The sequence below is a fragment of the Mycolicibacterium brisbanense genome, assembly GCF_001570425.1.
Lineage (GTDB): Bacteria > Actinomycetota > Actinomycetes > Mycobacteriales > Mycobacteriaceae > Mycobacterium > Mycobacterium brisbanense.
The window spans coordinates 90849-116030 of record NZ_BCSX01000050.1 but is presented as its reverse complement, the minus strand read 5'-3'; the positions used below and the strand labels follow the sequence as shown (position 1 = coordinate 116030).

The following is a 25182-nucleotide window of genomic DNA, read 5'->3' as shown; positions in this document are numbered from 1 at the left end:
CAACTGCGCCAAACCACTCGGCCCAGCACCAATAATTCCGACACGCAAAGTCATGATCCAATCCTCTTCAATAATTCCATGCGACGTTGAAACCCAACGCCATGAGGTATGCCGCGTATTAACGCCGGTAATTGAGCGATTGCATTTCCGGTGGCGGCCGATGTCTTTGGGCCGAGCATTTCCCGGCGGCCAAACATGAATTCCAGGTACCCACTGACGACACGAAAAGAGTCAGAGATAACCGGGTCAGTAGATCGCATCCCTAAAAACTTCGGTACCGACCGGCTGAACCGTTTCGGTGGCGGTAGATGCGGAGAAAAGCAGAACCTGCATTCGTCGCACTGGAGGATCAGTCTCCTGACCCAAGCGACCGCAGCGGAAGGGGTCTTATGGGGCGAAGGTGCGGTCGCCGGCGAAGAAGCCGAGGCCGTATTCAGGGGTCTCGAACTTGACGGTGGTGCCCTTCGGGAAGAACAGCACGTCGCGCTCCTTGGCGTGGGTGACCTCGCCGGTGTCCTGATCGGTGAGGATGAACTCACCCTTGACGACGAGTTTCATCTCGTCGTAGGTGTACGTGTACACCAAGGGCTCGGACTTCTTCAGCTCGAAGAACCCCGAAGACATGACCGTCCCCTCCGGGTTATGGAACGAGTCGGCGATCGAGGCGACCACACCGGGCTCGTTCATGCTCGGCAACCCCTCGTAGCCCCTCTCCACCTTGTGGATCGACCCAGCCTTGCTCAAGGTCCCAACAGTCGTGATTTCTGCCATGGTTACTCCAATTCATGTGGTGTGCAAATAGCTCGACCAAATCAGCCGAACTTCCGATCTTCGGTGCACCATTTCCGGACACGGAATTTGCACCGTGGTCACATATCAGAGTGCGCCGGAGTCATGTGTAATCCGACGTTCTCGCCCCCGAGAGGGCTGACCGAAATTCTGCTCCTAACTCGTCCGGTGTGATGCCAGTCACGTTCGTGTGTCCAATGAATCTGACATGGACGACCGTTCATGTCAACCGTTCAAGAAAGATTTTTTTTGGAACGTCGGCGCCCCGTTTTTGCGCCCATACAAAGGGATAGCTCCGCAGGTGCCCATACAAATGGATAGCTCCAAGGGGGAATCCCGCGCCATGCGGTCGCCGGCAGGAACACGGCGGCTTGCTCGCCTGAGATGTGCGCCTCAAGATTCGCTTCGGCCGGCCGTCACCGACACAGCCGTACGCAGCGGATTTCGGGCCGGGCCGGCGCGCCACTGCCAGGCCGAATGCGCAGTATCGCGCGGCAAGACGTCAGAGACGTTGCCGGTCAGGATATTTCGGACTCTGGCCGCGAGTCAGGCCTTCGTCCAACGGGCACACACGAAATCGCCGTTGACAGCTGAGGATTCCAGCACCCACTCCGAGCGCATCGGCAGCACCGGCGAGCCTTTGCCGAGCGTGCACGGCGCATAGCTGACCACCAACTCGTCCACCAGCCCGGCGGCAACGAACTGCGCCGCGACCACGCCTCCCCCGATCACCCACACGTCTTTACCTGCCGCGGCCGCCACCAGTTTCGGATGCAACTCGGTGACGTCACCGTCGAAAGCCTGCACGGGATGTTCGGTGCTCACCGCGGTGACGATGTCCGGCCGGTGAGTCAGCACCCACGCCGGCTGTTCGTAGCACCAGTCGCCGTTGTTCTTCACGATCCACTCGTAGGTGTCGGCTCCCATTGCCAGGGCCCCAACGGTTTTGATGAAAGCTCCGTAGCCGAACGGGCCGTCGGCGTCGATGGTCCGGGAAATCAGCCAGTCCAGGCTGCCCTCCGCGTCTACGAGGTAGCCGTCCAGGCTTGAGCCGGTGTAGTAGACAGTTTTCATGCTCACTCGCTCCTCATCCATGCCAATGGGTCACCGTTGTCGGCGATCACGCCGTGGTGGGCCAGCATCGCGCGGGTAATGCCCCGGCGCTGCGCCGAATACGTCAGCACGTGCGCGACGATGCCGTACAGCTGAAAGGATTCCGGTGGATCACACAGCGCGTCGATCACGGTGTCACCCAGTCGACCGGCCACCGAGTACTCGGAAATCAATGTGGTCCAGCGCTTTCCGATGACGTCATGACGTTCGGCCAGTTCCCGCGGGGTGGCCGGAACGTCGCGCGACGGGAAGTCCCAGCCCTCAATGGTGGCCAGCCAGACCTCCTTGGTCCACACCGTCGCGCCGAGGACCGCCGCGACGCTGGGCTCTGGTCCGTCCCACTCCAGCACCACCTGCCCGGGTGAAATCTCCTGCACCCATTGGCTTTCGCTGAGGTCGGCAGCGAGTCCGATCAGATACGTGGTGTCGGCGACGTCGTGCACGAGCATGAATTGCGATATGTCCGGCCGGGTGTCGCCCACGCTGTCACACCACAGCGACTGCGGTGGGTGGAAGTGCACGCCGTTGGGTGCGGAGAGCCGGAATGCGACATCGCCTGCGCGGGACGGCGGTACGCCGAAGGCCCGCCGGAAGGCCCTCGAGAACACCTCCGCCGACGACCAGCCCTCCGCGGCCGCCACGTCGGCCACGCCTTGTCCGCGCTGCAACCGCCATGCGGCGCGTTCGAGCATGACGCGGCGACGCATCGCGGCCGGTGGCTCACCGGTGAGCCGGCGTACCTCCCGGGAGAAGTGGAACTCCGACACATAGCTGCTGCGGGCCATCTCGCCGACCGCGGTGTTGTCGGCATCGACGACGGCGTCGAGCAGTTCCCGCAGTCGGTCTCGTCCATTCGGTGGCGCGCTCACGCTGTCCGAGTATGGTCGCCTTCCGGCGTCGGCGACATGACGATTCCTGCTGCGTCAGCTGTCGAGCACGTCGTGGACCCGCGCGGCGAGCATCGACCGGTCGACGTCGCCCAGGTCGATCCCGAATCGGCCGGTCAACTCGTCGAGCACCTGGGCCGCGGTGTCGAACCGGGTCCGCTCGGTGGCTCCGCCGCGGTGGATGGCCAGGTTGCGGCCCCGCAGGTTGTATCTCGCGTCGTCGGTGACCAGCGCCGCGGTCAGCCCCACCACGAAGACACCGCCGGGATGCGTTGAGACATACCAGCTTCCGACCTCGAGGTCGATGCGAGGCCGCGGCGCGGTGGTGAACGTGTACAGCGACTTCCAGTCGTCGTGGATCTGGGTTTGCAGAACCAGTCCGTTGTCGTGGTCGAGCAGCCGGTAGGGCTCATGACGCGTCTGTTGCACCGGGCCTGCCACCAGCCGGATCGGTGACGACAGGGTCTGGCCGCCGAAGCCGACGTCGACCAGGTAGCGCTCATCCACACCCGGCACCGTCACCGCAAGCACGTTGTGGGTTTCGGCGGGTAGCGGGGCGTCGGGCGCGCGCATCCACACCACCCGGCCCGCCAGCCGCTCGACGCCGAAACCCAACTCGTCGAGCACATAGCCGAGCAGACCGTTGTGTTCGTAGCAGTAACCGCCGCGGCGCCGGGTCACCAGCTTGTCGAACAAGGCCTCGGCACTCAGGTCGACCACGGGCACACCGAGGAGAGGGTCGAGGTTTTCGAACGGGATGGACCGGTTGTGCGCGGCGACGATGTCGCGCAGCGTGTCCAGGTCGGGACGTGCGGGTCCCTCATGGCCGATCCTGCTGAAGTATCCATCGAGGTCGAATGCCGATGTGCCCACGAGAGCCAATGATGCGTCCTCAACAGCGGTTGAGGTCAAACCGGAGCAGACTGACATCATGTCCGCGCATCTCACCGAGGACCTGCGGGAAGATCTGCTGGCCCGCTGGTCGGAGTCCCATCGCAAGCACCACAACGTCACGCATCTGCACGAACTACTGGACGCGGTCCAGTCGCTGGCCGAGGACGGGCTGAGGTTCGATCGGGAGGCCGTCGAACTGGCGGCGTGGTTCCACGATGCGATCTACGAGATCGGTCGCGACGACAACGAGGACCGCTCGGCCGATTTGGCCCGCGAGCTGCTGTCGTCATGCCCGATGCGCGACGAGGTCGCCCGGCTGGTGTTGGCCACCAAGACCCACAAAGTCGCCGACGGCGACATCAACGCGGCGGTGCTCAGCGACGCCGATCTGTCGGTGCTCGGAGCGAACGCCGCGCGTTATGAGCGCTACGCGGCCGCGGTGCGCGAGGAGTACGACACGGTGCCCGACGACGTGTTCAAGCCGGCCCGGGCTCGGATCCTGACCGACCTGCTGGGTGGATCGATCTTCCACACGACGCCCGGCCGGAACCGCTGGGAGGCGCAGGCCCGCCGCAATGTGACGGCCGAGATCGCCGCGCTGACCAGCTGACAGTCCTCGGTGACCTGCGGTTTTTCAGCAAGGTCGACAGCTCCGCGCGGCCGGGGTGAGCCGTCGCGCCAGAAGTGAATCGGATTTCACTGCACCAGCTGGCTATCATGGAAAATTAGAACACGTTCCAATTCACCCCAGGGGGACCCCGGTGGCCGCGACCGACATCAACCCATCCGAAATCACCAAGTGGGATCCGGGCCTGACCGAGAAGGTAATGGGCTTCCTGCGTCCGCTCATCAAGGGCTACCACCGCTCCGAGGTACGCGGTCTGGAGAACTTCCCCAAGGGCGGCGCGCTCGTGGTGTCGAACCACTCGGGCGGCCTGTTCGCACTGGACGTGCCGGTGTTCGCGACGGGCTTCTACGAGGAGTTCGGTTATGAGCGGCCGGTGTACACGCTCAGCCACGACATGCTCATGACAGGGCCGACCGCGGCGTTCTTCAAGAAGACCGGCTTCATCCGGGCCAACCATGAGAACGCCGACGAGGCCCTGCGCTCCGGTGGCGTCGTAGTGGTGTTCCCCGGTGGTGACTACGACGTCTACCGGCCGACCCTGGCGGCGAACAAGATCGATTTCGCGGGTCGGCGCGGCTACGTCAAGGCTGCCATCAACGCGGGCGTACCGATCGTGCCCATGGTCGGCATCGGCGGCCAGGAGACGCAGATCTTCCTGTCCCGGGGCACCGAGATCGCCAAGGCGCTCGGGCCCATCGCGCGGTTGGCGCGCACCAAGATCGTGCCGGTGTCCTTCGGATTCCCGTTCGGACTGTCCGCCGTGCTACCGCTCAACGTGCCGCTGCCGAGCAAGATCGTGATGCAGGCCCTCCCACCGGTGGACATCTCCGCGGAGTTCGGCGAAGACCCCGATATCGACGAGGTCGACGCCCACGTCCGTCGGCTCATGCAGCGCGCCCTCGACAAGCTCGCCGACGAGCGTCGGTTCCCGGTGATCGGCTGAGCTGGGGTGGGACCGCTCGATCGCCTGGCCGGCCAGCTCAACAACGCTGCCGGCCAGCTCAACAACGCCGCCGGCCTGGCCAACACCATGCGCCGAGCGGGACTGCTCACCGCGCTGCGCCCCGACAAGTACCTGCGGATCGCCGCCATGATGGCGCGCGAAAACATGAGCGTCACATCGGGTTTCGCGAGTTCAGCACAACGCTGCCCGGACCGTGCGGGCCTGATCGACGAGCTGGGCACGCTGACGTGGCGCCAGCTCGACCAGCGTGCCGATGCGCTGGCCGCCGCACTGCAAGCCTTGCCCGCCGGCGCACCACGTGTGGTGGGCATCATGGCCCGCAATCACCGCGGTTTCGTGCTGTCGCTGATCGCCGCCAACCGCATCGGCGCCGACGTGCTGCTGCTCAACACGTCGTTCGCCGGGCCCGCCCTGGCGGAGGTGGTGACGCGGGAAGCCGTCGACGCCATCATCTTCGACGAGGAATTCACCGCGACGGTGGACCGCGCCTTGGCCGACCGGCCGACCGCCGCGCGCATCGTCGCCTGGACCGACACCCAGGCACACGAGGCCACTGTGTCCAGGTTCGTCGACGAGTTCGAGGGCAAGCAGCCGCAGCGGGCCACCGGTAAGAGCCGGGTCATCCTGCTGACGTCGGGCACCACCGGAACACCCAAGGGCGCCAAGCATTCCGGCGGCGGTCCCGAGGTGCTCAAGTCGATCCTGGACCGCACGCCCTGGCACGCCGAGGAGCCGGTGGTGATCGTGGCTCCGATGTTCCACGCCTGGGGTTTCTCGCAATTGGCCTTCGCGGCGTCGATGGCCTGCACGATCATCACCCGGCGCAAGTTCGACCCGGAGGCCACGCTCGAGCTCATCGACCGGCACCGCGCAACCGGATTGTGCGTCGTACCGGTGATGTTCGACCGGATCATGGACCTGCCCGACAATGTGTTGCGCCGCTACGACGGGCGCTCGCTGCGGTTCGCCGCGGCCTCCGGTTCGCGGATGCGCCCCGACGTCGTCACCAAGTTCATGGACCGGTTCGGTGACGTCATCTACAACAACTACAACGCCACCGAGGCGGGCATGATCGCCACGGCCACCCCCGCCGATCTGCGTGCCGCACCCGACACTGCCGGTAAACCCGCCGAGGGCACCGATATCCGCATTCTCGACGCCGACTTCAACGAGCTGCCGACCGGTGAGGTCGGAACCATCTACGTCCGCAACTCGACGCAGTTCGACGGCTATACCTCCGGTAGCACCAAGGATTTCCACGACGGCTACATGTGCTCGGGCGATGTGGGTTACCTCGATGATGCCGGCCGGCTGTTCGTGGTGGGCCGCGACGACGAGATGATCGTGTCCGGCGGCGAGAACGTCTACCCGATCGAAGTGGAGAAGGTGCTCGCCGGTCATCCCGATGTCGCCGAGGCCGCGGTGATCGGTGTCGACGACGAGCAGTTCGGCCAGCGCCTCACGGCCTTTGTGGTGCTGGCCAATCCGGTCACACCCGACGAACTCAAGGCGTACGTCCGCGAAAATCTCGCGAATTACAAAGTGCCACGGGAGATCACCGTGCTCGATGAGCTACCCCGCAACAACACCGGCAAGATTGCCCGGCGCGAACTGCAGGCGCGCGCCGATGGGTAGACGCCTTGTCATCGGCGCGGCCGCGGAACTGGCCAACGCCGCCAACGCGGTGCAACCGCTGATCCGCAGAGGTAACGGCACCCTGCTGGCGTTCGCGTTCGGCTGGCCGACCTCCGAGAACGCACCACTGGTGATCACCGGTTCGGCGCTCGGCGCGCTGCGGCACGGTGCCCGCGGTGAGTACCGCACCGCATCAGGACGAATATCCTTGCTGCTCAAGGTCATATCGTGGGCGCTTCTGCTGCTGGTACACCGGCGCGGCGTGCGGTCCCGGCCGTCGTTCGAGACACCGCTGCGCAATGCGCTCGGTGCGGATTACCGCGAGGTGGCCCGGGCCGGGCGGCCCGCCGGAGTATGGGCGACCTCGCGGATCCGCCGCCGCTACGTCCAGCAGACCGTGAAGTACGGTCCCCACAAGGCCAACCTGGCCGACATCTGGCGGCGCGCCGACCTGCCGCGTGACGGTAAGGCGCCGGTGCTGCTGCAGGTGCCCGGCGGCGCCTGGATGATCGGCGACCGACGGCCCCAGGGATATCCGTTGATGGGCCAGCTCGCCGAACAGGGCTGGATCTGCGTGTCGATCGGCTATCGCGTCAGCCCGAAGTACCCGTGGCCCGACCACATCATCGACGTCAAGCAGGCACTGGCGTGGGTGAAGGCCAACATCGCCGAATACGGCGGCGACCCGGATTCGGTGTGCATCACCGGCGGATCGGCCGGCGGACACCTCGCGGCGCTGGCGGCTCTGACACCCAACGATCCGAAATGGCAGCCGGGATTCGAGGACGCCGACACCTCGGTGGTCGCGGCGGTGCCGATCTACGGCCGCTACGACTGGTTCAGCAGGACCGGCAACGGCCGCGGTCAGTTCGTCGACGCCCTACAGCGGCTCATCGTCAAGCTTCCGTTCGCAGGCAACGAGCAGCTGTACCACGACGCCTCGCCCATCACGCTGGTCCACCCGGACGCACCGCCGTTCTTCGTGCTGCACGGCACCAACGATTCGCTGATCCCGGTCGAGGAGGGTCGCGAATTCGTCGAAGCCCTACGGGAAGTGGCGACCGCTCCGGTGGTCTACGCCGAGATTCCGCACGCGCAGCACGCATTCGACATTTTCGGCTCACCGCACGGCCACTACACCGCCGACGCGGTCGAGAAATTCCTGAACTGGGTGCTCGCGGCACGTCAGCTCAGCCCGCTCAGCGTTCAGGCCGCATCGCGGTCGGAGTGACCGACCGTGGCGGCGTAACCCCGGGCTACGCCGCCACGGTCGGCGTCACCCTTCGGCCAGCACCCCGTGCAGGGCCTTCTTCGCCTCGTTGATCGCGGCGAGCAGGTTGGTGCGTACCTCCCCGAGCTTCGCCTTCTGTTCGTCCGTGCCGGTGAAGACGATGGTGCGGGCCAGCCCCGCCAGCTCGTGCAGTCCCGTACGGATCTTGATGACGTCGGCGAACTTGCCCACCTTGCCCAACATCGCATGTGCGGTCTCGCTGGTGACACCGCGCCAGGCCAGCAGCTGCGTGCCGAATTCAGTCAGCGTGGCGACACCGTCGGTGACGGTCACGACGCCGCGGGCGGCCAGGCCGCTGATCGCCAATTCGACGATGTCCAGCGGCGGGGTGAAGGCACCCCCGGTGGCTTCAGTGGTGCGCTCGACGATCTGCTCAGCTGTGGCAGGCCCGTCGAGCAGCAGTGCCGCAGTGCCGACCGCAGCGCGTTTGAGTGCGAAGCCCGGCCCGAAGCCACCGCCGAATCCGGGTGCACCGAACCCTCCTGCCCCGAAACCTCCGAAGCCGCCGTGCTCACCGGGACCGCAGTTCCCGCCGCCGAATCCCGCCGGGCCCCAGCCGCCGAAAAATCCTCCAAAACCCATGTCACACATCCTTTTCCAGAATCAGCCGGACCGACGGATCGCGGCCCGACAGGTGTATCAAGTTCCTTGATACGCGCGCATCGGGGGCAATTCAATGAGATCTGCCTGAGAACTGGTTGAGCCGTGAGCGAAACGTGCGGCCGATCCGGATGGCCCCACACCGGTGGCGCGTGTGAGGATTCCAGCCATGACCGCTCCGGACAGTGAGCCGCTCGGATATCTGCTGCACCGCGTAGCCGCGACGTTGCGCCCGGAGGTCGCGACAGTTCTCGCGCCGATCGGACTCGGACTCGCGGATTTCGTCTGCCTGCGCATCATCTCGCTGCATCCCGGGCTCACCAGTGCCGAGCTCGCCCGCTACACCAACGTGACCGCCCAGGCGACCAATCAGCTGCTGCACCGGCTGGAAGCCATCGGGGCCGTACGCCGACCCGATACCGCTGCGGCCGGTCGCGCGCTGCCCACCGAACTCACCGACGCCGGACGGGCGCTGCTCAGCCGCGCCGAGGAAGCCGTCCACGTCGCCGATCAGCGCGTGCTCGACCGGTTGACGCCCACCGAACAACGGCAGCTCAAAGCGTTGTTGCGCAAGGCCGGAACCGACGACACGGCAACCGCACCGAGCCGTTCTCAGGCAGCTTGTAAGCCTGAATTCCGTTGCGGAACATGATGTTCTCCTGCGCATGTGCGGGCAGATGCCTGACCAGCCAGCGCGGGTCGTAGAACGTCCGGTGCCGAGCGGGCCGGGAGATCCCGCACAGTCGACTCCGCCCGGACCCTACAGTTGTTGCGTGCACCGAAAGTCAGCCCTCAGCTCGCCTGTGAGTTGAACCGTGATCAACCTCGACCAACTCGACTCGGACCTGATCGACCTGCTCGGGCGCAACGCCCGCATGGGTGTCGCCGAACTGGCGTCGAATCTCGGTGTCGCGCGCAACACCGTCCAATCGCGGCTGCGCCGACTGGAGGAGAGCGGGCTGCTGCGCGGGTTCCGGCCCGATATCGATCTGGCGGCCGCGGGCGTCGCAGTACAGGCCTTCATCGCCCTGGAGGTACAGCAGGGCCGGCTGTTGCGCATCGCCGAACTGCTCACGGCCATACCGGAAGTGCTGGAAATCCACGTGACGACGGGCCGAGAGGATCTGCTGACCCGGGTCGCGACGCAAACCCAGGCCGGGTTGCAAGAGCTCATCGAACACATCGTCGGGATCCCGGGTGTGGTGCATTCGAGCACCACACTCACCTTGACCACCCCACTGCGCTACCGCACCCAACCACTGCTGCAGAAGCTGACCAAGACCCGCGGGTGGGGCCGGTCGACACCGGCACCGCGCGACGAGGAGACGTCATGACGACCATCGATTCGCTGTCGGCTGTCCTGCCCGCCGGTGCCGTGCTGAGCGATCCCGACGTCATCGAACGGTACCGGCGGGACTCCGCGGCGGCCCCGACCGCGGGCACCCCTCTGGCGGTGGTGCGCGCCACCTGTACCGAAGACGTGCAGGAGGTGCTGCGCTGGGCCTCGGCACACCGGGTCGCGGTGGTGCCCCGCGGTGCCGGGTCCGGATTGTCAGGCGGTGCCGACGCGGTGGACGGCGCGATCGTGCTCAGCACCGAACGCATGCGCGACATCCGGATCGACGTCGCCACCCGCACCGCAGTGGTACAGCCCGGCCTGACCAACATCGAGGTGAAACGGGCTGCCGCCGAACACGGACTGTGGTACCCGCCGGATCCGGCCTCGGTCGACATCTCGTCGATCGGCGGCAATGCCGCCACCAATGCCGGCGGGTTGTGCTGCGTGAAGTACGGCGTGACCGGCGATTACGTGCTGGGCATGCAGGTGGTGCTGGCCGACGGCACAGCTGTGCGCCTCGGCGGCCCACGCCTCAAAGATGTTGCGGGCCTGTCGTTGACCAAGCTGTTCGTCGGCTCCGAAGGCATCCTGGGTGTCATCACCGAGCTCACGCTGCGGCTCATCCCCGCCCAGTCGCCCGCGTCGACTGTGGTGGCCCTGTTCGGCTCGGTGAACGACGCAGCCAACGCGGTCGTGGCCATCACCGGACTGCTCCGCCCGGCAATGCTGGAATTCATGGACCACGCAAGCATCAACGCCGTCGAAGATCACCTGAAGATGGGACTCGACCGGTCGGCGCGGGCCATGCTGCTGGTGCAGTCCGACGCTCCGGGGGCGGCCGCCGACGAGGTGGCCGCCATCCTCGCCGAGTGCGAGAAATGCGGTGCGACAGAAGTTTTCGCGACCGATGATCCGGCCGAGGGCGCGGCGTTCACCGCGGCACGGCGAGCGATGTTCCCGGCGGTCGAGAAAATGGGCAGCCTGCTTCTGGAAGACGTCGGCGTGCCGATACCGCAGTTGCCCGCCATGGTGACCGGGGTCGAGGACATCGCCGCCGAGTGCGACGTGTTGATCTGCATGGTGGCCCACGCCGGGGACGGCAACACCCATCCGGTGATCGTGTTCGACCCGACCGACGCCGACGCCACCGACCGCGCGCACCGTGCGTTCGCCCGCATCATGGAACTCGCGATCGCGCTCGGCGGCACCATCACCGGTGAGCACGGGGTCGGACGACTCAAGCGCGACTGGCTGCCCGCCCAACTCGGTGATGACGTGATGGCTCTGACCCAGAGCATCAAAGACGCGCTCGACCCCCACGGGATCCTCAATCCCGGCGCCGTCCTGCACTGAGCAATCCGCTCAGCTGACCGTGTGACCGCGACCACAGATTGACCATTCTGCTCAGTTGTGAGCGCTTCTGTTGACCATGGTGATGAGCTCAGTGATCGTTATCTGGTGACCCAACTCGATGACGCCCCAAGAGTTTCGGTGGATCTGGCCAGTCGGTACCGGGTGGATTCCGGTCCGGTGTTGCTCACCGGCGTGCAGGCTGTGGCACGGCAGTTCGTCGAACAACACGAGCGGGACCGGCGCGCCGGACACAAGGTGGCGACGTTCGTGTCGGGATATCCGGGCAGCCCGTTGGCCGGGCTGGACAAGCTGCTGGCCGGTATCGACGGACTGGCACAACGCCACGATGTGACGCTCGTGCCGGGAATGAACGAGGAACTGGCGGCGACGTCGGTATGGGGCAGCCAGTTGGAGCTGCCGCGGGACACCCGGACACATGATGGTGTCGTCGGGGTCTGGTACGGCAAGGGGCCGGGGTTGGACCGCGCGACCGACGCGCTGCGGCACCTGACCGTCTACGGGGTAAACCCGTCGGGTGGTGTGCTGTTGATGGTCGGCGACGATCCGGCGGCGAAGTCGTCCACGGTGCCCGCCTCCAGCGAGCGCTCACTGGCCGCGATGAACATCCCGGTCCTGTTCCCGCGCAACGCCGAGGAGATCATCGGCTTCGGACTGTACGGCGTCGCGCTGTCGCGCGTCTCGGGTTGCCCCGTCGCCCTCAAAATCAATGCCGATGTGGCAGATGGCCTTTGGACCGTACAACGCAACTACGCGGACTTCGAGATCACGGTGCCCGAACTTCAGTGGCAGGGCAGGCCATGGACCTACCGGCAACGACTCATGGCAGCGCCGCCGGACAGCGTGCTGGCCGAGGCCGATCTTTACGGGCCGCGCTGGACGATGGTGCAGGCGTTCAATGACGCCAACGACATCGACCGCATCGAGATCGACCCGGCGGAGGCATGGCTGGGCATCGTCGCGGTCGGGACCGCCTACGACGCCGTGCGGCAGACGCTCGACGAACTGGGGCTCACCGATGAGGATCTGTACCACCGTGGCATCCGGGTGCTGCGCGTCGGCATGCCGTATCCGCTGGGGGCCGCGCGGATCCGGCAGCTGGCACGCGGCGTGGACACCCTGCTGGTTGTCGAAGACAAGACAGCCTTCGTGGAAACCCAAGTGATGCAAGCACTTTACGGTTCCGCGGAGCGCCCGCAGGTGATCGGCAAACAGGACGCCGCCGGCGGCCCGCTGATCCCAGCAGACGGCGAACTCACCGCCGCTCGGCTGCTGCGCCCGCTGCATCGGGTCCTCAACCCGCGGGTGCCAGTAGCGCCGCTGCCCCCGCCGCGCCTGGAGCTCACCCCGTTGAGCACAGCGCGCACGCCGTACTTCTGCTCGGGCTGCCCGCACAATCGGTCCACCGTCGTGCCCGACGGATCGCTGGCGGCCGGCGGCATCGGATGCCATACCCTGGTGACGATGTCGGCGCGCCCCGAATCGGCGGTCACCGGGCTGACCCAGATGGGCGGCGAGGGCACCCAGTGGATCGGCCAGGCGCCGTATTCCGGCGTCAAACACATCTTCCAGAACATCGGCGACGGAACGTATTTCCACTCCGGACAGCTGGCTGTGCAAGCCTGTGTGGCCGCCGGGGTCAACATCACCTACAAGATCCTCTACAACTCGGCTGTCGCCATGACCGGTGCCCAAGACGCCGAGGCCGCGCTCGGGGTACCCGCGCTCACGCACAAGCTGACAACCGAAGGCGTCCGGCGGATCATCGTGTGCGCCGAGGACCCCACGCGTTACCCTGCGAGCAGCCTCGCGTCGGGAACCCTGCTGTGGCACCGGGATCGGCTCGACGAGGCGCAACGCGTCCTGCGCGACACCGAGGGCGTGACGGTGCTGATCTACGACCAGCAGTGCGCCGCCGAGGCGCGGCGCAAGCGCAAGCGGGGTCTGCAACCGGTACGCCGCACGCGGGTCGTGATCAACGAAGCCGTGTGCGAGGGCTGCGGAGACTGTGGTGTGAAGAGCAACTGCCTGTCGGTGCAGCCCGTGGACACCGAGTTCGGCCGCAAGACCCGCATCGACCAGACCAGCTGCAACACCGACTACAGCTGCCTCGACGGCGACTGCCCGTCGTTCGTCACCGTCGAACTGCCCGAACACCAGGAGCGCTCGGAGCGCACGACGCCGGTCTTGCCTGACCTCACCCAACCGCCGGCGGTCCGACTGGCGGCGACCTACAACATCTTCCTGGCGGGCATCGGCGGTACGGGCATCGTGACCGTCAACCAGGTGCTCGGAGTCGCGGCCCTGCAGGCCGGGTTGCACGTGCAGGGACTGGACCAGACCGGCCTGAGCCAGAAGGCCGGCCCGGTCACGTCGCACCTGCGACTCAGCACGAACCCGCTCACCTCGTCGAACCGCGTGAGCCCGGCGACGGCGGACTGCCTGCTGGCCTTCGACCTGCTTACCGCCGCCGATGCCCGCAACCTGCGTTACGCGCACAGCGCTCGCACGGTCGCGGTGGCCTCGACCAGCCGGACCGCGACCGGCGCCATGGTGTCCGATCCGCAGGTCAGTCACCCCGACGACCATGCCCTGCTGGACCGGCTCAGCGTGTCGACGCGGGACCTGCTCAGCTTCGATGCGCTCGCGGCCGCGGAGGCCTTGTTCGGGTCGACCGCCGCCGCGAACTTCCTGCTGGTAGGCGCCGCCGTGCAACTCGGTGCGCTGCCCATCCCGGCGGCCGACGTGGAACGGGCCATCGAACTCAACGGTGTGGCGGTCGCCACCAACGTGGCTGCCTTCCGGTGGGGCCGGGCCGCGGTCTGCGCTCCCGAGGCGTTCGCCGAAGCGACGACTCCCGCTGCCGCAGAGAGCCGCAGCATCCCGACCCTGCCCGCCGCGGTGGCCGGCCGCATCACTGTCGCAGAACCGTTGCGGCCCTTGGTTGAACGCCGCGCCGCCGAACTCGTTGCCTACCAGAGCCGCGCCGTTGCCGCCGAGTACATCGACGTGATCGAGGCGGTGTGGGCCGCTGAGCGCCGCCTGGGTGACCGGACGGAATTCAGCACGGCGGTCACCGAGGGACTGTTCAAGCTAACCGCCTACAAGGACGAGTACGAAGTGGCGCGGCTGCTCACCGATCCTGCGTTCGCAGCGAGCGTGCAGGCACAGTTCCCCGGTGCCACCGACCTCACCTATCGGCTGCACCCACCCGCGCTGCGGGCCCTGGGCCGTCGTTCGAAGATCGGGTTCGGCCCGCGCAGCCACCTGACGCTGCGGCTCCTGGCCAAGGGAAAGCGACTGCGGGGCAGCATCTTCGACCCGTTCGGTCACGCGTCGCTGCGCCGCACCGAACGCGCGCTCGTGACGCACTACCGCGACATGGTGCTCGACGCGGCCGCATCGCTGTCCATCGAGAGCTACGACACCGCCGTCGCCGCGGCGGCCGCCGCCGATCTGGTGCGCGGCTACGAGTCGGTCAAGCTGGGCACCATCGCCGCCTACCGGGACCGGTTGGCCGAGTTGGGTTTCGAACCACCGGCGGTGTGACGTCGGTGGCTGCACCGAGATTCAGAGCAACGCATTCCCGAGCGCGGCGTCGACGGCGCCAGGACTCAGCACGTGGTCGAGCGCGGTGATCGCACAACCGACCATGCTGGAACGTTCCCGGTGGATCGCCGGCATGATCTGCAGCGTACGGGTGGCCAGCGCAGTAGCGTTGCCGTACAGGGTTTCTCGCATACCTGCGACAAATACGTCGTAGGCGCCGACCATATCGCCTGCGACGACCAGCGCGGCCGGATTGAGCAGGTTGACCGCAGCGGCGAGCACTTCGCCGATGTGGCGTCCGCTTTCCCGGATCATGCGGCGGGCCTCGGCATCCCCGCTGTGTGCCAGCGTCACGACGTCCCGGAGATGCCCGACGGGGTGGCCGTCGCGCTGGAGATCGCGCACCAGCGCCCAACCACCGGCGATCGCCTCCAGGCAACCGGTGTCGCCGCAGCGGCACGGTACTCCGGCGGCGGCCGCGGTCTTGCTGTGGCCGAACTCGCCGGCAGCCTGCACCGCGCCGCGCTGCAGTCGGCCGCCCATGATGAGGCCTGCGCCGAGCCCGGTTGACGCCTTGACCACCAGCATGTCGTCGAATTCTCCGAGGCCGCCGCGTCGTTCAGCCAGAGCGATGACATTGGCGTCGTTGTCCATGAGCACCGGCGCGTCGGTGAGGCCCCGGAAGTAGGGAGCCAACGGCACGCCGTCCCAACCACCCATGTTGGGGGAATCGAGGCTGGCACCGGACTGTTGATCGACGGTGCCGGGCAGGCTCAACCCCACCCCGAAGATGCGGGTACCGCGACGCCCGGAGTCGTCGAGCAGGGCATCGAGCCGCTTGACGAGATCGGGCATCAGCTCGTCGGGGCCCATGCCCGGCTCCTGGTCGACCTCGCTGGAAGCCAAGATGTCGCCGGCGAGGCTGCACAGCGCGAGCTGGGTGCGGCTGCGCCCGATGGCCGCCGCGAACACCACTCCGGCGTCGACATTGAACGTCAGTTGCGCGGCCGGGCGGCCACCGGTCGACGCGGCCTGGTCCTGCTCGATCACGAGCCCGAGCGATTCGAGTGCCGTCACCCGCGCGGTCACGGCGGTACGCGAGAGGCCGGTGATCCGCCCTATCTCGGCCCGGGTCACGGTCCGGTGATCCCTGATCACCGCAAACACTTCTCCCGGGGTCGGAGATACCGCGGGGAGTGCCATGACCTCCATTGAAGCAAGACGTCCAGGCCCAGAGCAAACGTAAGCCATCCCCATTTAGGTATTTTGAAAGCATAAGTTCGCTTGCCAAAGCCCTAAGACAGCCGGTAGTTTCCCACTGAACCGATCAAGCTCCATTGAGGAGGATCAGTGATGCGTACACCGCGACCCGTTGACCCGTGCGATTTCGTGATCTTCGGTGGCACCGGCGACCTGGCGGTTCGCAAGCTGCTGCCAGCCCTGTACCTACGTGACCGCGACGGCCAACTGACCGAAGGCACCCGAATCATCGGCGTCGCCAAGGCCGGCCTCGACGAGCCCGGCTACCGCGACAAGATCCAGGCCGAGCTGGCCAGATTCGTCCCCTCCGGCCTGCTGGAAACCGACACCATCGAACGTTTCCTGGCCCGGCTGCGGTTCGTCAGCATCGACCTGACCGAGCCCTCCGACTACACCGCCGTCGCCGCCGTGCTGGCGTCGTCGAGCGTCGACATCCGGGTCTTCTACCTGGCCTGCGCTCCCGCGCTGTTCGGGCCCATCTGCGCCGCGCTGGACGCGCACGGCTTGGTCACCGAGAGCGCGCGGGTGGTGCTGGAGAAGCCCATCGGACGTGACCTCGCTTCGGCGCGGGAGATCAACGACGCCGTCGGAGCAGTGTTCGCCGAGCACCAGATCTTCCGGATCGACCACTATCTCGGCAAGGAGAGTGTGCAGAACCTCCTGGTCACGCGGTTCGCCAACACGCTCTTGGAGCCGCTGTGGAATTCCAGCCGCATCGACCACGTCCAGATCACCGCTGCCGAATCGCTTGGCGTGGGAACCCGCGGCGACTACTACGACCGTTCCGGAGCACTGCGCGACATGCTGCAGAACCACCTGCTACAGGTGCTGTGCCTGGTGGCGATGGAACCGCCTACCCACGTCAACCGCGAATCGGTGCGTGACGAGAAGCGCAAGGTGCTGCAGGCGCTGGCGCCGTTGTCGGCCGACGACATCAAACGCGACACCGTCACCGGCCAGTACGGTCCCGGTCTGGTCGACGGCGAGGTCGTCGGCAGCTACCGTGACGACGCCGAGAACCCGGAAAGCCTCACCGAGACCTTCGTTGCGATCAAGGCGGAGATCAGGAACTGGCGCTGGGCCGGGGTGCCGTTCTACCTGCGCACCGGCAAACGCATGTCACGACGCTCGTCGTCGATCGTCGTGCAGTTCAAACCCGTTCCGCTACCGATGTTTCCGGGCATCGAAGGGGCGTCGGAGCCGAACCGGTTGATCATCTCGCTGCAACCCGATGAAGAGATCCGCCTGGAGATGACCGCGAAGGAGCCCGGGTCCGGCGGACGCCTGCGGCCGGTGTCACTGGCGCTCAACTACACCGAGGCGTTCCAGGACCGGTCCCCTGATGCCTACGAACGCCTGCTCATGGACGTCGTGCGGGGTGACCCCACGCTGTTCATGCGCCGCGACGAGGTCGAGGCAGCGTGGGCCTGGGCCGAACCGATCCTGCACAACTGGCAGGACTCCGGCCGGGTGCCTCGGGTCTACCCCGCGGGCACCGATGGACCCGTCGATGCAGCCACCCTGATCGAGCGCGACGGCCGTCGCTGGCACGAAGGAGCCGCATGATGACCATGCTCAATTCCGTTGTCGCCGAAGTGACCCAGCGGATCACCGACCGCAGCGCCACGACCCGCAACGCCTACCTTGAGCGCATGGCCGCCGAGGCCCATCGCGGCCCGGCCCGCGGTCGGTTGGCATGTGCCAACCTGGCGCACGGCTTCGCCGCTGCCGAGGCACCCGACAAGGCCGCGCTACGGCATATCGTCAAGCCCAACATCGCGATCGTGTCGTCGTACAACGACATGCTCTCGGCACACAAGCCGTTCGAGGACTATCCCGCCCAGCTCAAGGTGGCAGCACTGGGAGCGGGCGCCATCGCGCAGATGGCCGGCGGCGTTCCGGCGATGTGCGACGGCATCACCCAGGGCCGAGCCGGAATGCAGCTGTCGCTGTTCTCCCGCGACGTGATCGCCATGTCCACGGCAATCGCTCTGTCCCACGACATGTTCGACGCCGCACTGATGCTCGGTGTGTGCGACAAGATCGTGCCCGGCATGCTGATCGGCGCCTTGAGCTTCGGGCACCTGCCCACGATCTTCGTGCCCGCAGGCCCGATGGCGTCGGGCCTGCCCAACGGCGAAAAGGCAAGAATCCGACAGCTTTACGCCGAAGGCAAGGTCGACCGTGAGGCGCTGCTCGACGCCGAGGCAGCGTCCTACCACGGCCGCGGCACCTGCACCTTCTATGGCACAGCGAATTCCAACCAGCTGCTGATGGAAGCGATGGGCCTGCATCTGCCCGGCTCGAGCCTCGTCACCCCCGACACCCCGCTGCGCGACGCGCTGACCACCGCCGCCGGTGCACGCGCCGGCCGGATCACCGCGCTGGGCGACGAATACACCCCGGTCGGCGCAGTGACCGACGAACGCGCCGTGGTCAACGGGGCCGTCGCGCTGCTGGCGACCGGTGGCTCCACCAACCACACCATGCATCTGGTCGCGATTGCCCGGGCCGCCGGAATCATCTTGACCTGGAACGACATTGCCGAGCTGTCTGCCGTGGTGCCGCTGCTGGCGCGGATCTATCCGAACGGCAAGGCCGACGTCAATCACTTCCAGGCCGCGGGCGGCATGGCATTCCTGATCAGGTCCCTGCTCGACGCCGGACTCATGCACGACGACGTGCGCACCGTCGTCGGCCCCGGCTTGCGCCGCTACGCCCGCGAACCGCGACTGATCGACGGCTCGCTGCAGTGGGTGGACGGCGTGCCCGAGAGTCTCGACACGTCAGTGCTGCGGGGTGTCGACGCGCCGTTCGCTCCCGACGGCGGCCTGAAGACGTTGACCGGCAACCTCGGGACGAGCGTCATCAAGACGTCGGCCGTCGACGCCGCCCACCGCACCGTCACCGCACCTGCGGTGGTGTTCGACAGCCAGGAGGATTTCCTGGATGCGTTCAAGTCCGGCCACCTCGACCGCGACTTCGTGGGGGTGGTGCGCTATCAGGGTCCCCAGGGCCTCGGCATGCCCGAACTGCACAAACTGACCCCGGCCATGGGTGTGTTGCAGGACCGCGGCTACCGCGTGGCCCTGGTGACCGACGGCCGGATGTCGGGTGCGTCGGGCAAGGTCCCCGCCGCCATCCACCTGACACCCGAAGCCGCAGCAGGCGGTCCCCTGGCCAGGTTGCGTGACGGCGACGTCATCACCCTCGACGCCACCACCGGCACGTTGTCGGTCGACGTCACCGCCGAGGAATTCGACTCCCGCCCGCACACCGGGCAGGCCCCGACCGCCGATGAATGGATCGGCACCGGTCGGGAACTTTTTGCCAGCATGCGTGCCGGCGTCGGGCCAGCCGACGAGGGCGCCACGATTTTCAGGAGTGCCGTATGACCATCGAATCCCTGCTCGACCTCGTCCCCGTCATCCCCGTCGTGGTGGTGCACGACGCCGCCGACGCGGTGCCGATCGCCAAGGCCCTGGTCGACGGCGGCCTGCCGGTGATCGAGCTGACGCTGCGCACCCCGGCCGCGCTCGAGGCCATCAAACGCATCGCCAACGAGGTACCCGAAATCCTCGTGGGTGCGGGCACCATCGTCGACACGCAGCAGCCCGCGCAGGCCCTCGCCAACGGGGCGCAGTTCCTGGTGTCCCCGGGCAGCACTCCCGCGCTGATCGCAGCCATGCAGGACAGTGGACTACCGCATCTCCCCGGGGTTTCCACGGTGTCGGAGGTGCTGGCGCTCCTCGAACACGGCTACACCGAACTCAAGTTCTTCCCCGCCGAACCGGCAGGAGGCGCGGCGTATCTGCGCGCCGTCCAATCACCGGTTCCCGCCGCCCGCTTCTGCCCCACCGGCGGCATCACGCCCGCCAACATGGGCGACTACCTGGCCAGCGCGAACGTGGGCTGCGTCGGCGGAAGCTGGCTGACGCCGGCCGATGTGGTGGCACGCCAAGACTGGCGCACCATCGCCCACCTGGCCCGCACGGCCCGCGATCTCGCCAACGCGACCGACTGACGTTCAGCGCCAAGCCGCGAATCACGTCAGCCCGGCGTCCTCCAGCAGCCGGGTCAGACCGAGTTCGGCGCATCGGGCGACGGCAGGGTGTTCCAGGCCTTCGGCTCGGCGTCCGAGAGCCACGAGCGTTTCCGCGACGAGCAACCCTGCCTGCAGAGCAGCCCACGGGCGTTGCGCACCATCGATTCCGGCGGCCAGGCGCTCGGCCCGCCGCAGTGCTTCGGCACGGTCGGCAGCCGAGTCGCTCGCGGCCAGCAACCGCACACCCGAGTCCTCGTCGAATTCGGCGGTGATGATGGTGATTCCGTCAGCACCAGCTGGCGGCGAGCCCGGCGACCGCAAGCGATCCGCTACGTCGGCGGTGATCGGCAGGCCGAGGCGGATCCGCAGGTTCGTCATCACCGCGGCGAGCCGGGGCAGGTCGAGCCGTTCGGCGGCCCGCATACCGTCGGACAGCCGGGTGCCCGCGGCATCGAGGTCGCGGTCGGCCGCTTTGAGCCGGGCCGCCGTTCCGTACAGCGCGATCATGTAGTCCACCGCGCCGCCTTCGGAGCCGAGCGCGTAGCTCTCCTCGATGATGCGTGACGCCTCGGCCAACTCGCCTGTGTCATAGAGCAATTCACCGAGAAGCGCGCCCGCCACCCGCACCGCGTGCGAGTGTGGGCCCAGCTCCGCGCCCATCCCGTGGGCCTGCCGTAACGCATCCATTGCCCCGGGGATGTCCAGCTGATGCTTGGCGGCGATGGCGTCGAAGCACAGCCGGTACACCGGGGCGAAGGCACCCATCAGGTCGTGATACCGCGCGGCGAACGCCGAGTGCCGCCGGGCGGCCTCGTAGTCGAAGCGGTAGATGGCCGCGAAGGTGGCGATGTTGCCCGCCACGCCCGCGACGCGGGGCGGCAGAGTGTCCGGCCGGGCCAGCACCTCGGCCACCAATGCTTCGATGCGGTCGGTGTGATCCCCGAAAGCCTCTGCGACGCTTCGTACCACGTCGGCGTCGACGCGAAGGTCCGTCTGCACCGACTCGGGCAGCCCGCTGTTCTTGAGCGCCGTCTCGAATCGGTTGAGCGCGGTATAGGTTTCCGCGCGGCGCTGCAGCAGGATGTTCGCCCAGGCGATGACGAGCTGCAGCCGCGCCCGTGCCACCACCGCCTGAGCCGGCAGCTTCTTGACGATCGCCAGGAACGTCGTCATCTTCGACTGCTCGAGCAGATAAGTCTCGTCCTGCTCGACCAATTCGATCGCATACTCCGGATCTCCGGCAGCCAGAGCATGATCGACCGCATCGTTGAGGTCGTGGTTGGCGGCGAACCAGGCCGCGGCCGCCCGGTGCAGAGTGGTGATGACGTCGGGCCGGTCGCGTTCGAGCCGGCGCCGGAGGAACTCGGCGAACATGTGGTGGTACCGGAACCACGTGCGGTCTTCGCAGGCGCGGCGCAGGAACAGGCCACGGCGTTCCACGTCCTCGAGCCGAGCCTGGCCGCCGGGCACCCCGGCAAGCACGCCCGCCAGCGCACCGCAGGTCCGTTCGGTGATCGAGGTCAGCATGAGGAAGTCGAGCAGCTCGGGTTCCAGTGTGTCCAGGACGTTTTCGGCGAGAAACTCGCCCACCGCCTCACCGACGACCGCGTCGTGCTCCGCGATACGGGCGAGCAGGCTGGCGGTGTCCTCGGCCCCGCGCAACGACAACGTGGCCAGCTGCAGCGCGGCGGCCCATCCGTCGGTCGAGGTGGTCAGTGCCGCCACGTCGGTGGGTGAGAGGTCAAGCTTTCCCACTTCGAGCAGCAGGGCCCGCGATTCTTTGACGTCGAATCGCAGTGTGGTCTCGTTGATTTCGACGAGTTCGTCATGAATCCTGAGCTTGCTCAGGGGAAGGCCCGAACCCGACCAACTCGTCACGATGAGCTGCAGGTGATGGCATCCGTTGTCGATCAGGAAGCCGAGGGCGGCGGCGGTGCGAGGGTCGGACACCCGGTGCCAATCGTCGATCACGACGGCCATGCGCTCACCGCTGCAATGGATTTCGTCGACCAGAGCGGTCAGGACATAGCGATCGGCATTCTCGCCGTGCTCCTCCAGCGTCGCCCCCAGCGACGCGGCCAGGCCCGGCCGGACCTGGCGGATCGCCTCGACCAGGTGCGCCAGGAACCACACCACGTTGTTGTCGTCCTCGTCGATGGTCAGCCAGCCCACAGCGACACCCGCGCCGGTGAGTTCGTCGCGCCACTGGGCCGCCAGCGTGCTCTTGCCGTAACCCAATGGGGCATGGATGAATACGAGTCGCCGTCGACCGCCGTCGCGCAGCAGGCGGAGCAGCCGCTCCCGGTTGACCAGGCCCTTGACCGGGGTCGCGGGGCGGTACTTGGTGGCCGGCGTGGGTGGCGTGGTTACGGTGCGACGCCGCTCGGCCGACGCCGCGGGCGGCGTCTGCCGTTCGACGCCGAGCTCGACGGGCTTGGCCATCGCGTCGACGCCGAGTTTGTTGTGCTGCTGCACGTCGCGCAGGATGTCGCCGAGTTCGGTGGCGCTCGCGGGGCGCTCCGCGGGATCGCGGGACATCGCCTGCTCAATGGCGGCCGCCACGTCACCGGGCATACCCCGCTCCCGCAGGTCCGGGATCGGCTGCGAGGTGATCCGCAGGAACTGGGCCACCACCTTCTCACCCTGTTTACGTTCGAACGCCGCATGCCCCGTGAGCGCGCAGAACAGGGTTGCGCCAAGCGAATACACATCGGAGGCGACGCTGGGGGCGCCCCCTTCGAGAACCTCGGGCGCGGTGAACGCGGGCGATCCGGTGATGAGACCCGACGACGTCTGGAACCCGCCGGAAACCCGGGCGATCCCGAAGTCCGTCAGCTGCGGCTCGCCGTAATCGGACAGCAGGATGTTGCCCGGTTTGACGTCGCGGTGCAGGATGCCTGCGCCGTGCGCGGCGTCGAGTGCGCCGGCGATCTTCACCCCCACGCTGAGCATCTCCACCCAGTCCAGCGGCCCGTGTTTGGAGATGAGCGCCTCCAGCGAGCCTTTCGCGTAGAACGGCATCACCAGGTACGGCCTGCCCCCGGTGGTCACGCCCACCTGCATGATGGTGGCGATGTTCGGATGCCCGGAGAGCCGGCCCATGGCGCGTTGTTCGCGCAGGAACCGGTCGATGTTCTCGTCGTCCAGATCCGAGTTGAGCACCTTGACCGCGACGGTGCGATCCAGCGTCGGCTGCGCGCAGCGGTAGACGATGCCGAAGCCCCCGCGACCGATCTCCTGCGCCTCGCCGAAACCCTCGTCGGCGAGTTCGGCAGCAAGATCGCCGACATAGCTCTGCCGCGTCGCCAGCGGATCACCCTCGGCCATCGCTGCAATCCTCGATCCGGAATCAGCCCATCTCAGGCCAGATTAACCCCGCACACCGGCCCTGCCCCCGCTATTGCGGCATGGCCGACTCGACCACGGTCAGCGTGTCCGGCAATCCCGCCACTCGCCGGATGCTGCCGAACTCATCAAGCATCGCGTCGGTGACCTCGTGCGGATCCTTGACGGTGGCGTCATCGGAGAGCACCGAGATGTTGAGCTGGTCGACGTAGCTCCACACGGTGATGTTCAGACCGCTGCCCGCCGTGATGGGCCCCACCGAGTAGATCTCGGTGACGGTGGCGCCGCCGACCTTGCCGCGTTCCCGGGGGCCCGGAACGTTGGAGATGTTGAGGTTGAGCACCTTGTTCTGGCCGTCCTTCGCGGACAACCGTTTGAATGCTGCCTCGACGGGTGCCGGCGGCATGTACGCGGCCCACCGGGCGACCAACTCAGGGCCGACCAGTTGATGGCTTTCCTTTGCCAGATTGGCCGCTTCGCGTGCGCGGCGGATGCGTTCGGCCGTGTCGTCGACGTCGACCGGCAGCGCAACCAGCACACCACTGAACCGGTTGCCCGAGATCCGGTCCGGGGAGAAGTCGAAACTCATCGGGACCGACGCCAGCAACGGATGATCGGCCTTGCCGTCGTACCGCAACAACAACGTCCGCAGCGCTCCCGAGGCCATGGACAGCACCAGATCGTTGATGGTCACGCCGAGCGCCTTGCTGGTTTCTTTGACGTCGGCGAGCGCCAGCGTCGCTGTCGCGAACAACCGCTTGGGGCCGAGCACGTGGTTGATGAAGCTCGGCGGCGGGGTGAACGGCCGGGTCAGCTCCGGGGACAGCTTGCGGTGGCTGCGGCGCACCCGGCCGATGCCTTCGGCGGTGTAGCGCACCGTCGCCGGCAACCGCCCGATCTGCCGCAGGTGGTCGCGGAACGCCGAACGCACCAGCTCACTCTTGGACGGAGCCGGATCGGTGGCGTAGGAATCCCGGTCGCGCTGCGGCCCCTGCTGCAGGTCCATGCCGCGGGCCATGAGATTCGCCGACGCGACGCCGTCGGCGAGCGCGTGGTGCACCTTGCCGACGACGGCAATCCGGCCGTTGGCCAGGCCTTCGACGAAGTACATCTCCCATAGCGGGCGGCTGCGGTCCAGCTGGGTGCTGGCGATTTCGCCGATGGCGGCATCGAGTTCGCGACGGCCACCGGGGGCGGGTAGCCGCCACGGCCGGATGTGGTACTCAAGGTCGACGTCGCAGTTCTCCCGCCACATGGGGTGGTGGAACTTGAACGGGATGTCGACCAACTGGTACCGGAACGGGTCGAGCTTGTAGAGCCGGCTGTGGATCACTTGACGGAACTCTTCGATCCCGAACGTGCGGTCGCCGAGGTCGTCCAACGCGATGATCGCGATCTTCAACGTGTGCATGTGCACATTGGGCGTTTCGGTGTACAGCAGGAACGCGTCCCACCCACTCAACCGCTTCACT

19 protein-coding genes and 1 pseudogene are annotated in these 25182 nt (G+C 67.0%); 11 read left to right on the top strand and 9 right to left on the bottom strand.

Annotated elements, in window-relative coordinates; translation table 11 throughout:
- Positions 1-387: 387 nt before the first annotated feature.
- From RMCB_RS28830 to RMCB_RS28815, 4 genes are all read right to left on the bottom strand, one after another.
- Entirely contained in the window at positions 388-771 is a 384-nt protein-coding gene (locus RMCB_RS28830) for a cupin domain-containing protein (RefSeq protein ID WP_062831476.1), read from the bottom strand.
- Positions 772-1335: 564 nt separating this feature from the next.
- Positions 1336-1863 (bottom strand): dihydrofolate reductase family protein, encoded by a 528-nt coding sequence (locus tag RMCB_RS28825; RefSeq protein ID WP_062831475.1) that lies wholly within the window; start codon positions 1861-1863, stop codon positions 1336-1338.
- Between the two features lie 2 nt (positions 1864-1865).
- Complete coding sequence (locus RMCB_RS28820) at positions 1866-2771, bottom strand: helix-turn-helix domain-containing protein (RefSeq protein ID WP_062831474.1); 906 nt, start codon at positions 2769-2771, stop codon at positions 1866-1868.
- Between the two features lie 54 nt (positions 2772-2825).
- On the bottom strand, positions 2826-3662 hold the full coding sequence (locus RMCB_RS28815) for an arylamine N-acetyltransferase family protein (RefSeq protein WP_062831473.1): 837 nt from the start codon (positions 3660-3662) through the stop codon (positions 2826-2828).
- Between the two features lie 58 nt (positions 3663-3720).
- Between RMCB_RS28815 and RMCB_RS28810 the strand changes: the two genes are divergently transcribed.
- From RMCB_RS28810 to RMCB_RS28795, 4 genes are all read left to right on the top strand, one after another.
- Positions 3721-4293 (top strand): HD domain-containing protein, encoded by a 573-nt coding sequence (locus tag RMCB_RS28810; protein ID WP_062831472.1) that lies wholly within the window; start codon positions 3721-3723, stop codon positions 4291-4293.
- A gap of 151 nt (positions 4294-4444) precedes the next feature.
- Positions 4445-5254, top strand: coding sequence for a 1-acyl-sn-glycerol-3-phosphate acyltransferase (locus RMCB_RS28805; RefSeq protein ID WP_062831471.1), 810 nt, complete (start codon positions 4445-4447; stop codon positions 5252-5254).
- Between the two features lie 87 nt (positions 5255-5341).
- The gene (fadD12, locus tag RMCB_RS28800) at positions 5342-6910 is read left to right on the top strand and encodes an acyl-CoA ligase FadD12 (protein WP_062831488.1); all 1569 of its coding nucleotides are present in this window, start codon (positions 5342-5344) and stop codon (positions 6908-6910) included.
- Complete coding sequence (locus RMCB_RS28795; RefSeq protein WP_062831470.1) at positions 6903-8141, top strand: alpha/beta hydrolase; 1239 nt, start codon at positions 6903-6905, stop codon at positions 8139-8141. The genes fadD12 and RMCB_RS28795 overlap by 8 nt, the downstream gene beginning before the upstream one ends.
- Positions 8142-8186: 45 nt before the next feature.
- Here the strand turns inward: RMCB_RS28795 and RMCB_RS28790 are convergent, their stop codons facing one another.
- A complete protein-coding gene (locus RMCB_RS28790; RefSeq protein ID WP_029373285.1) occupies positions 8187-8783 on the bottom strand; it encodes a hypothetical protein in 597 nt (198 codons plus the stop codon).
- A 187-nt stretch (positions 8784-8970) separates the two neighbouring features.
- On the opposite strand from RMCB_RS28790, the gene RMCB_RS28785 reads away from it, so the two are divergent.
- Positions 8971-9453 carry a MarR family winged helix-turn-helix transcriptional regulator gene (locus RMCB_RS28785; protein ID WP_062831469.1) on the top strand — a complete coding sequence of 161 codons (483 nt, stop codon included), beginning with the start codon at positions 8971-8973 and terminating at the stop codon, positions 9451-9453.
- On the opposite strand, the pseudogene RMCB_RS36700 reads toward RMCB_RS28785, so the two are convergent.
- A pseudogene (locus RMCB_RS36700) lies at positions 9413-9517 on the bottom strand (amidohydrolase family protein); the annotation flags it as partial. The gene RMCB_RS28785 and the pseudogene RMCB_RS36700 overlap by 41 nt on opposite strands.
- Before the next feature lie 99 nt (positions 9518-9616).
- On the opposite strand from RMCB_RS36700, the gene RMCB_RS28775 reads away from it, so the two are divergent.
- From RMCB_RS28775 to RMCB_RS28765, 3 genes are all read left to right on the top strand, one after another.
- The gene (locus RMCB_RS28775; protein ID WP_062831468.1) at positions 9617-10135 is read left to right on the top strand and encodes an Lrp/AsnC family transcriptional regulator; all 519 of its coding nucleotides are present in this window, start codon (positions 9617-9619) and stop codon (positions 10133-10135) included.
- Complete coding sequence (locus RMCB_RS28770) at positions 10132-11493, top strand: FAD-binding oxidoreductase (RefSeq protein WP_062831487.1); 1362 nt, start codon at positions 10132-10134, stop codon at positions 11491-11493. Before RMCB_RS28775 ends, RMCB_RS28770 begins: the two co-directional genes overlap by 4 nt.
- Positions 11494-11598: 105 nt before the next feature.
- Positions 11599-15060 carry an indolepyruvate ferredoxin oxidoreductase family protein gene (locus tag RMCB_RS28765; protein WP_062831467.1) on the top strand — a complete coding sequence of 1154 codons (3462 nt, stop codon included), beginning with the start codon at positions 11599-11601 and terminating at the stop codon, positions 15058-15060.
- Positions 15061-15081: 21 nt separating this feature from the next.
- On the opposite strand, the gene RMCB_RS28760 is transcribed toward RMCB_RS28765, so the two are convergent.
- Complete coding sequence (locus RMCB_RS28760) at positions 15082-16272, bottom strand: ROK family transcriptional regulator (protein ID WP_109784455.1); 1191 nt, start codon at positions 16270-16272, stop codon at positions 15082-15084.
- Between the two features lie 141 nt (positions 16273-16413).
- On the opposite strand from RMCB_RS28760, the gene zwf reads away from it, so the two are divergent.
- Genes zwf through eda form a run of 3 tightly spaced genes read left to right on the top strand, consistent with a single transcriptional unit; the run spans position 16414 to position 20344 of the window.
- Positions 16414-17886 carry a glucose-6-phosphate dehydrogenase gene (zwf, locus tag RMCB_RS28755; protein WP_062831466.1) on the top strand — a complete coding sequence of 491 codons (1473 nt, stop codon included), beginning with the start codon at positions 16414-16416 and terminating at the stop codon, positions 17884-17886.
- Entirely contained in the window at positions 17886-19715 is a 1830-nt protein-coding gene (edd, locus tag RMCB_RS28750; RefSeq protein ID WP_062831485.1) for a phosphogluconate dehydratase, read from the top strand. The genes zwf and edd overlap by 1 nt, the downstream gene beginning before the upstream one ends.
- Positions 19712-20344: a bifunctional 4-hydroxy-2-oxoglutarate aldolase/2-dehydro-3-deoxy-phosphogluconate aldolase gene (gene eda / locus RMCB_RS28745; RefSeq protein ID WP_062831465.1), complete on the top strand. Its 633-nt coding sequence runs from the start codon at positions 19712-19714 to the stop codon at positions 20342-20344. The genes edd and eda overlap by 4 nt, the downstream gene beginning before the upstream one ends.
- A 21-nt stretch (positions 20345-20365) precedes the next feature.
- Here the strand turns inward: eda and RMCB_RS28740 are convergent, their stop codons facing one another.
- Together RMCB_RS28740 and RMCB_RS28735 are read right to left on the bottom strand one after the other, a co-directional pair.
- Positions 20366-23692, bottom strand: coding sequence for a serine/threonine-protein kinase (locus RMCB_RS28740; RefSeq protein ID WP_062831464.1), 3327 nt, complete (start codon positions 23690-23692; stop codon positions 20366-20368).
- 70 nt (positions 23693-23762) lie between these two features.
- Positions 23763-25181 carry a WS/DGAT/MGAT family O-acyltransferase gene (locus tag RMCB_RS28735; RefSeq protein WP_062831463.1) on the bottom strand — a complete coding sequence of 473 codons (1419 nt, stop codon included), beginning with the start codon at positions 25179-25181 and terminating at the stop codon, positions 23763-23765.
- Position 25182 lies beyond the last annotated feature (1 nt).

Bases quoted from the DNA above. Each gene is read 5' to 3' on its own strand.
- RMCB_RS28795 (WP_062831470.1), top strand. From the start codon at position 6,903: ATGGGTAGACGCCTTGTCATCGGCGCGGCCGCGGAACTGGCCAACGCC.
- RMCB_RS28810 (WP_062831472.1), top strand. From the start codon at position 3,721: ATGTCCGCGCATCTCACCGAGGACCTGCGGGAAGATCTGCTGGCCCGC.
- RMCB_RS28740 (WP_062831464.1), bottom strand. From the start codon at position 23,692: ATGGCCGAGGGTGATCCGCTGGCGACGCGGCAGAGCTATGTCGGCGAT.
- RMCB_RS28770 (WP_062831487.1), top strand. From the start codon at position 10,132: ATGACGACCATCGATTCGCTGTCGGCTGTCCTGCCCGCCGGTGCCGTG.
- RMCB_RS28825 (WP_062831475.1), bottom strand. From the start codon at position 1,863: ATGAAAACTGTCTACTACACCGGCTCAAGCCTGGACGGCTACCTCGTA.
- RMCB_RS28830 (WP_062831476.1), bottom strand. From the start codon at position 771: ATGGCAGAAATCACGACTGTTGGGACCTTGAGCAAGGCTGGGTCGATC.
- zwf (WP_062831466.1), top strand. From the start codon at position 16,414: ATGCGTACACCGCGACCCGTTGACCCGTGCGATTTCGTGATCTTCGGT.
- RMCB_RS28790 (WP_029373285.1), bottom strand. From the start codon at position 8,783: ATGGGTTTTGGAGGATTTTTCGGCGGCTGGGGCCCGGCGGGATTCGGC.
- eda (WP_062831465.1), top strand. From the start codon at position 19,712: ATGACCATCGAATCCCTGCTCGACCTCGTCCCCGTCATCCCCGTCGTG.
- edd (WP_062831485.1), top strand. From the start codon at position 17,886: ATGACCATGCTCAATTCCGTTGTCGCCGAAGTGACCCAGCGGATCACC.
- RMCB_RS28760 (WP_109784455.1), bottom strand. From the start codon at position 16,272: ATGGAGGTCATGGCACTCCCCGCGGTATCTCCGACCCCGGGAGAAGTG.
- RMCB_RS28785 (WP_062831469.1), top strand. From the start codon at position 8,971: ATGACCGCTCCGGACAGTGAGCCGCTCGGATATCTGCTGCACCGCGTA.
- fadD12 (WP_062831488.1), top strand. From the start codon at position 5,342: ATGCGCCGAGCGGGACTGCTCACCGCGCTGCGCCCCGACAAGTACCTG.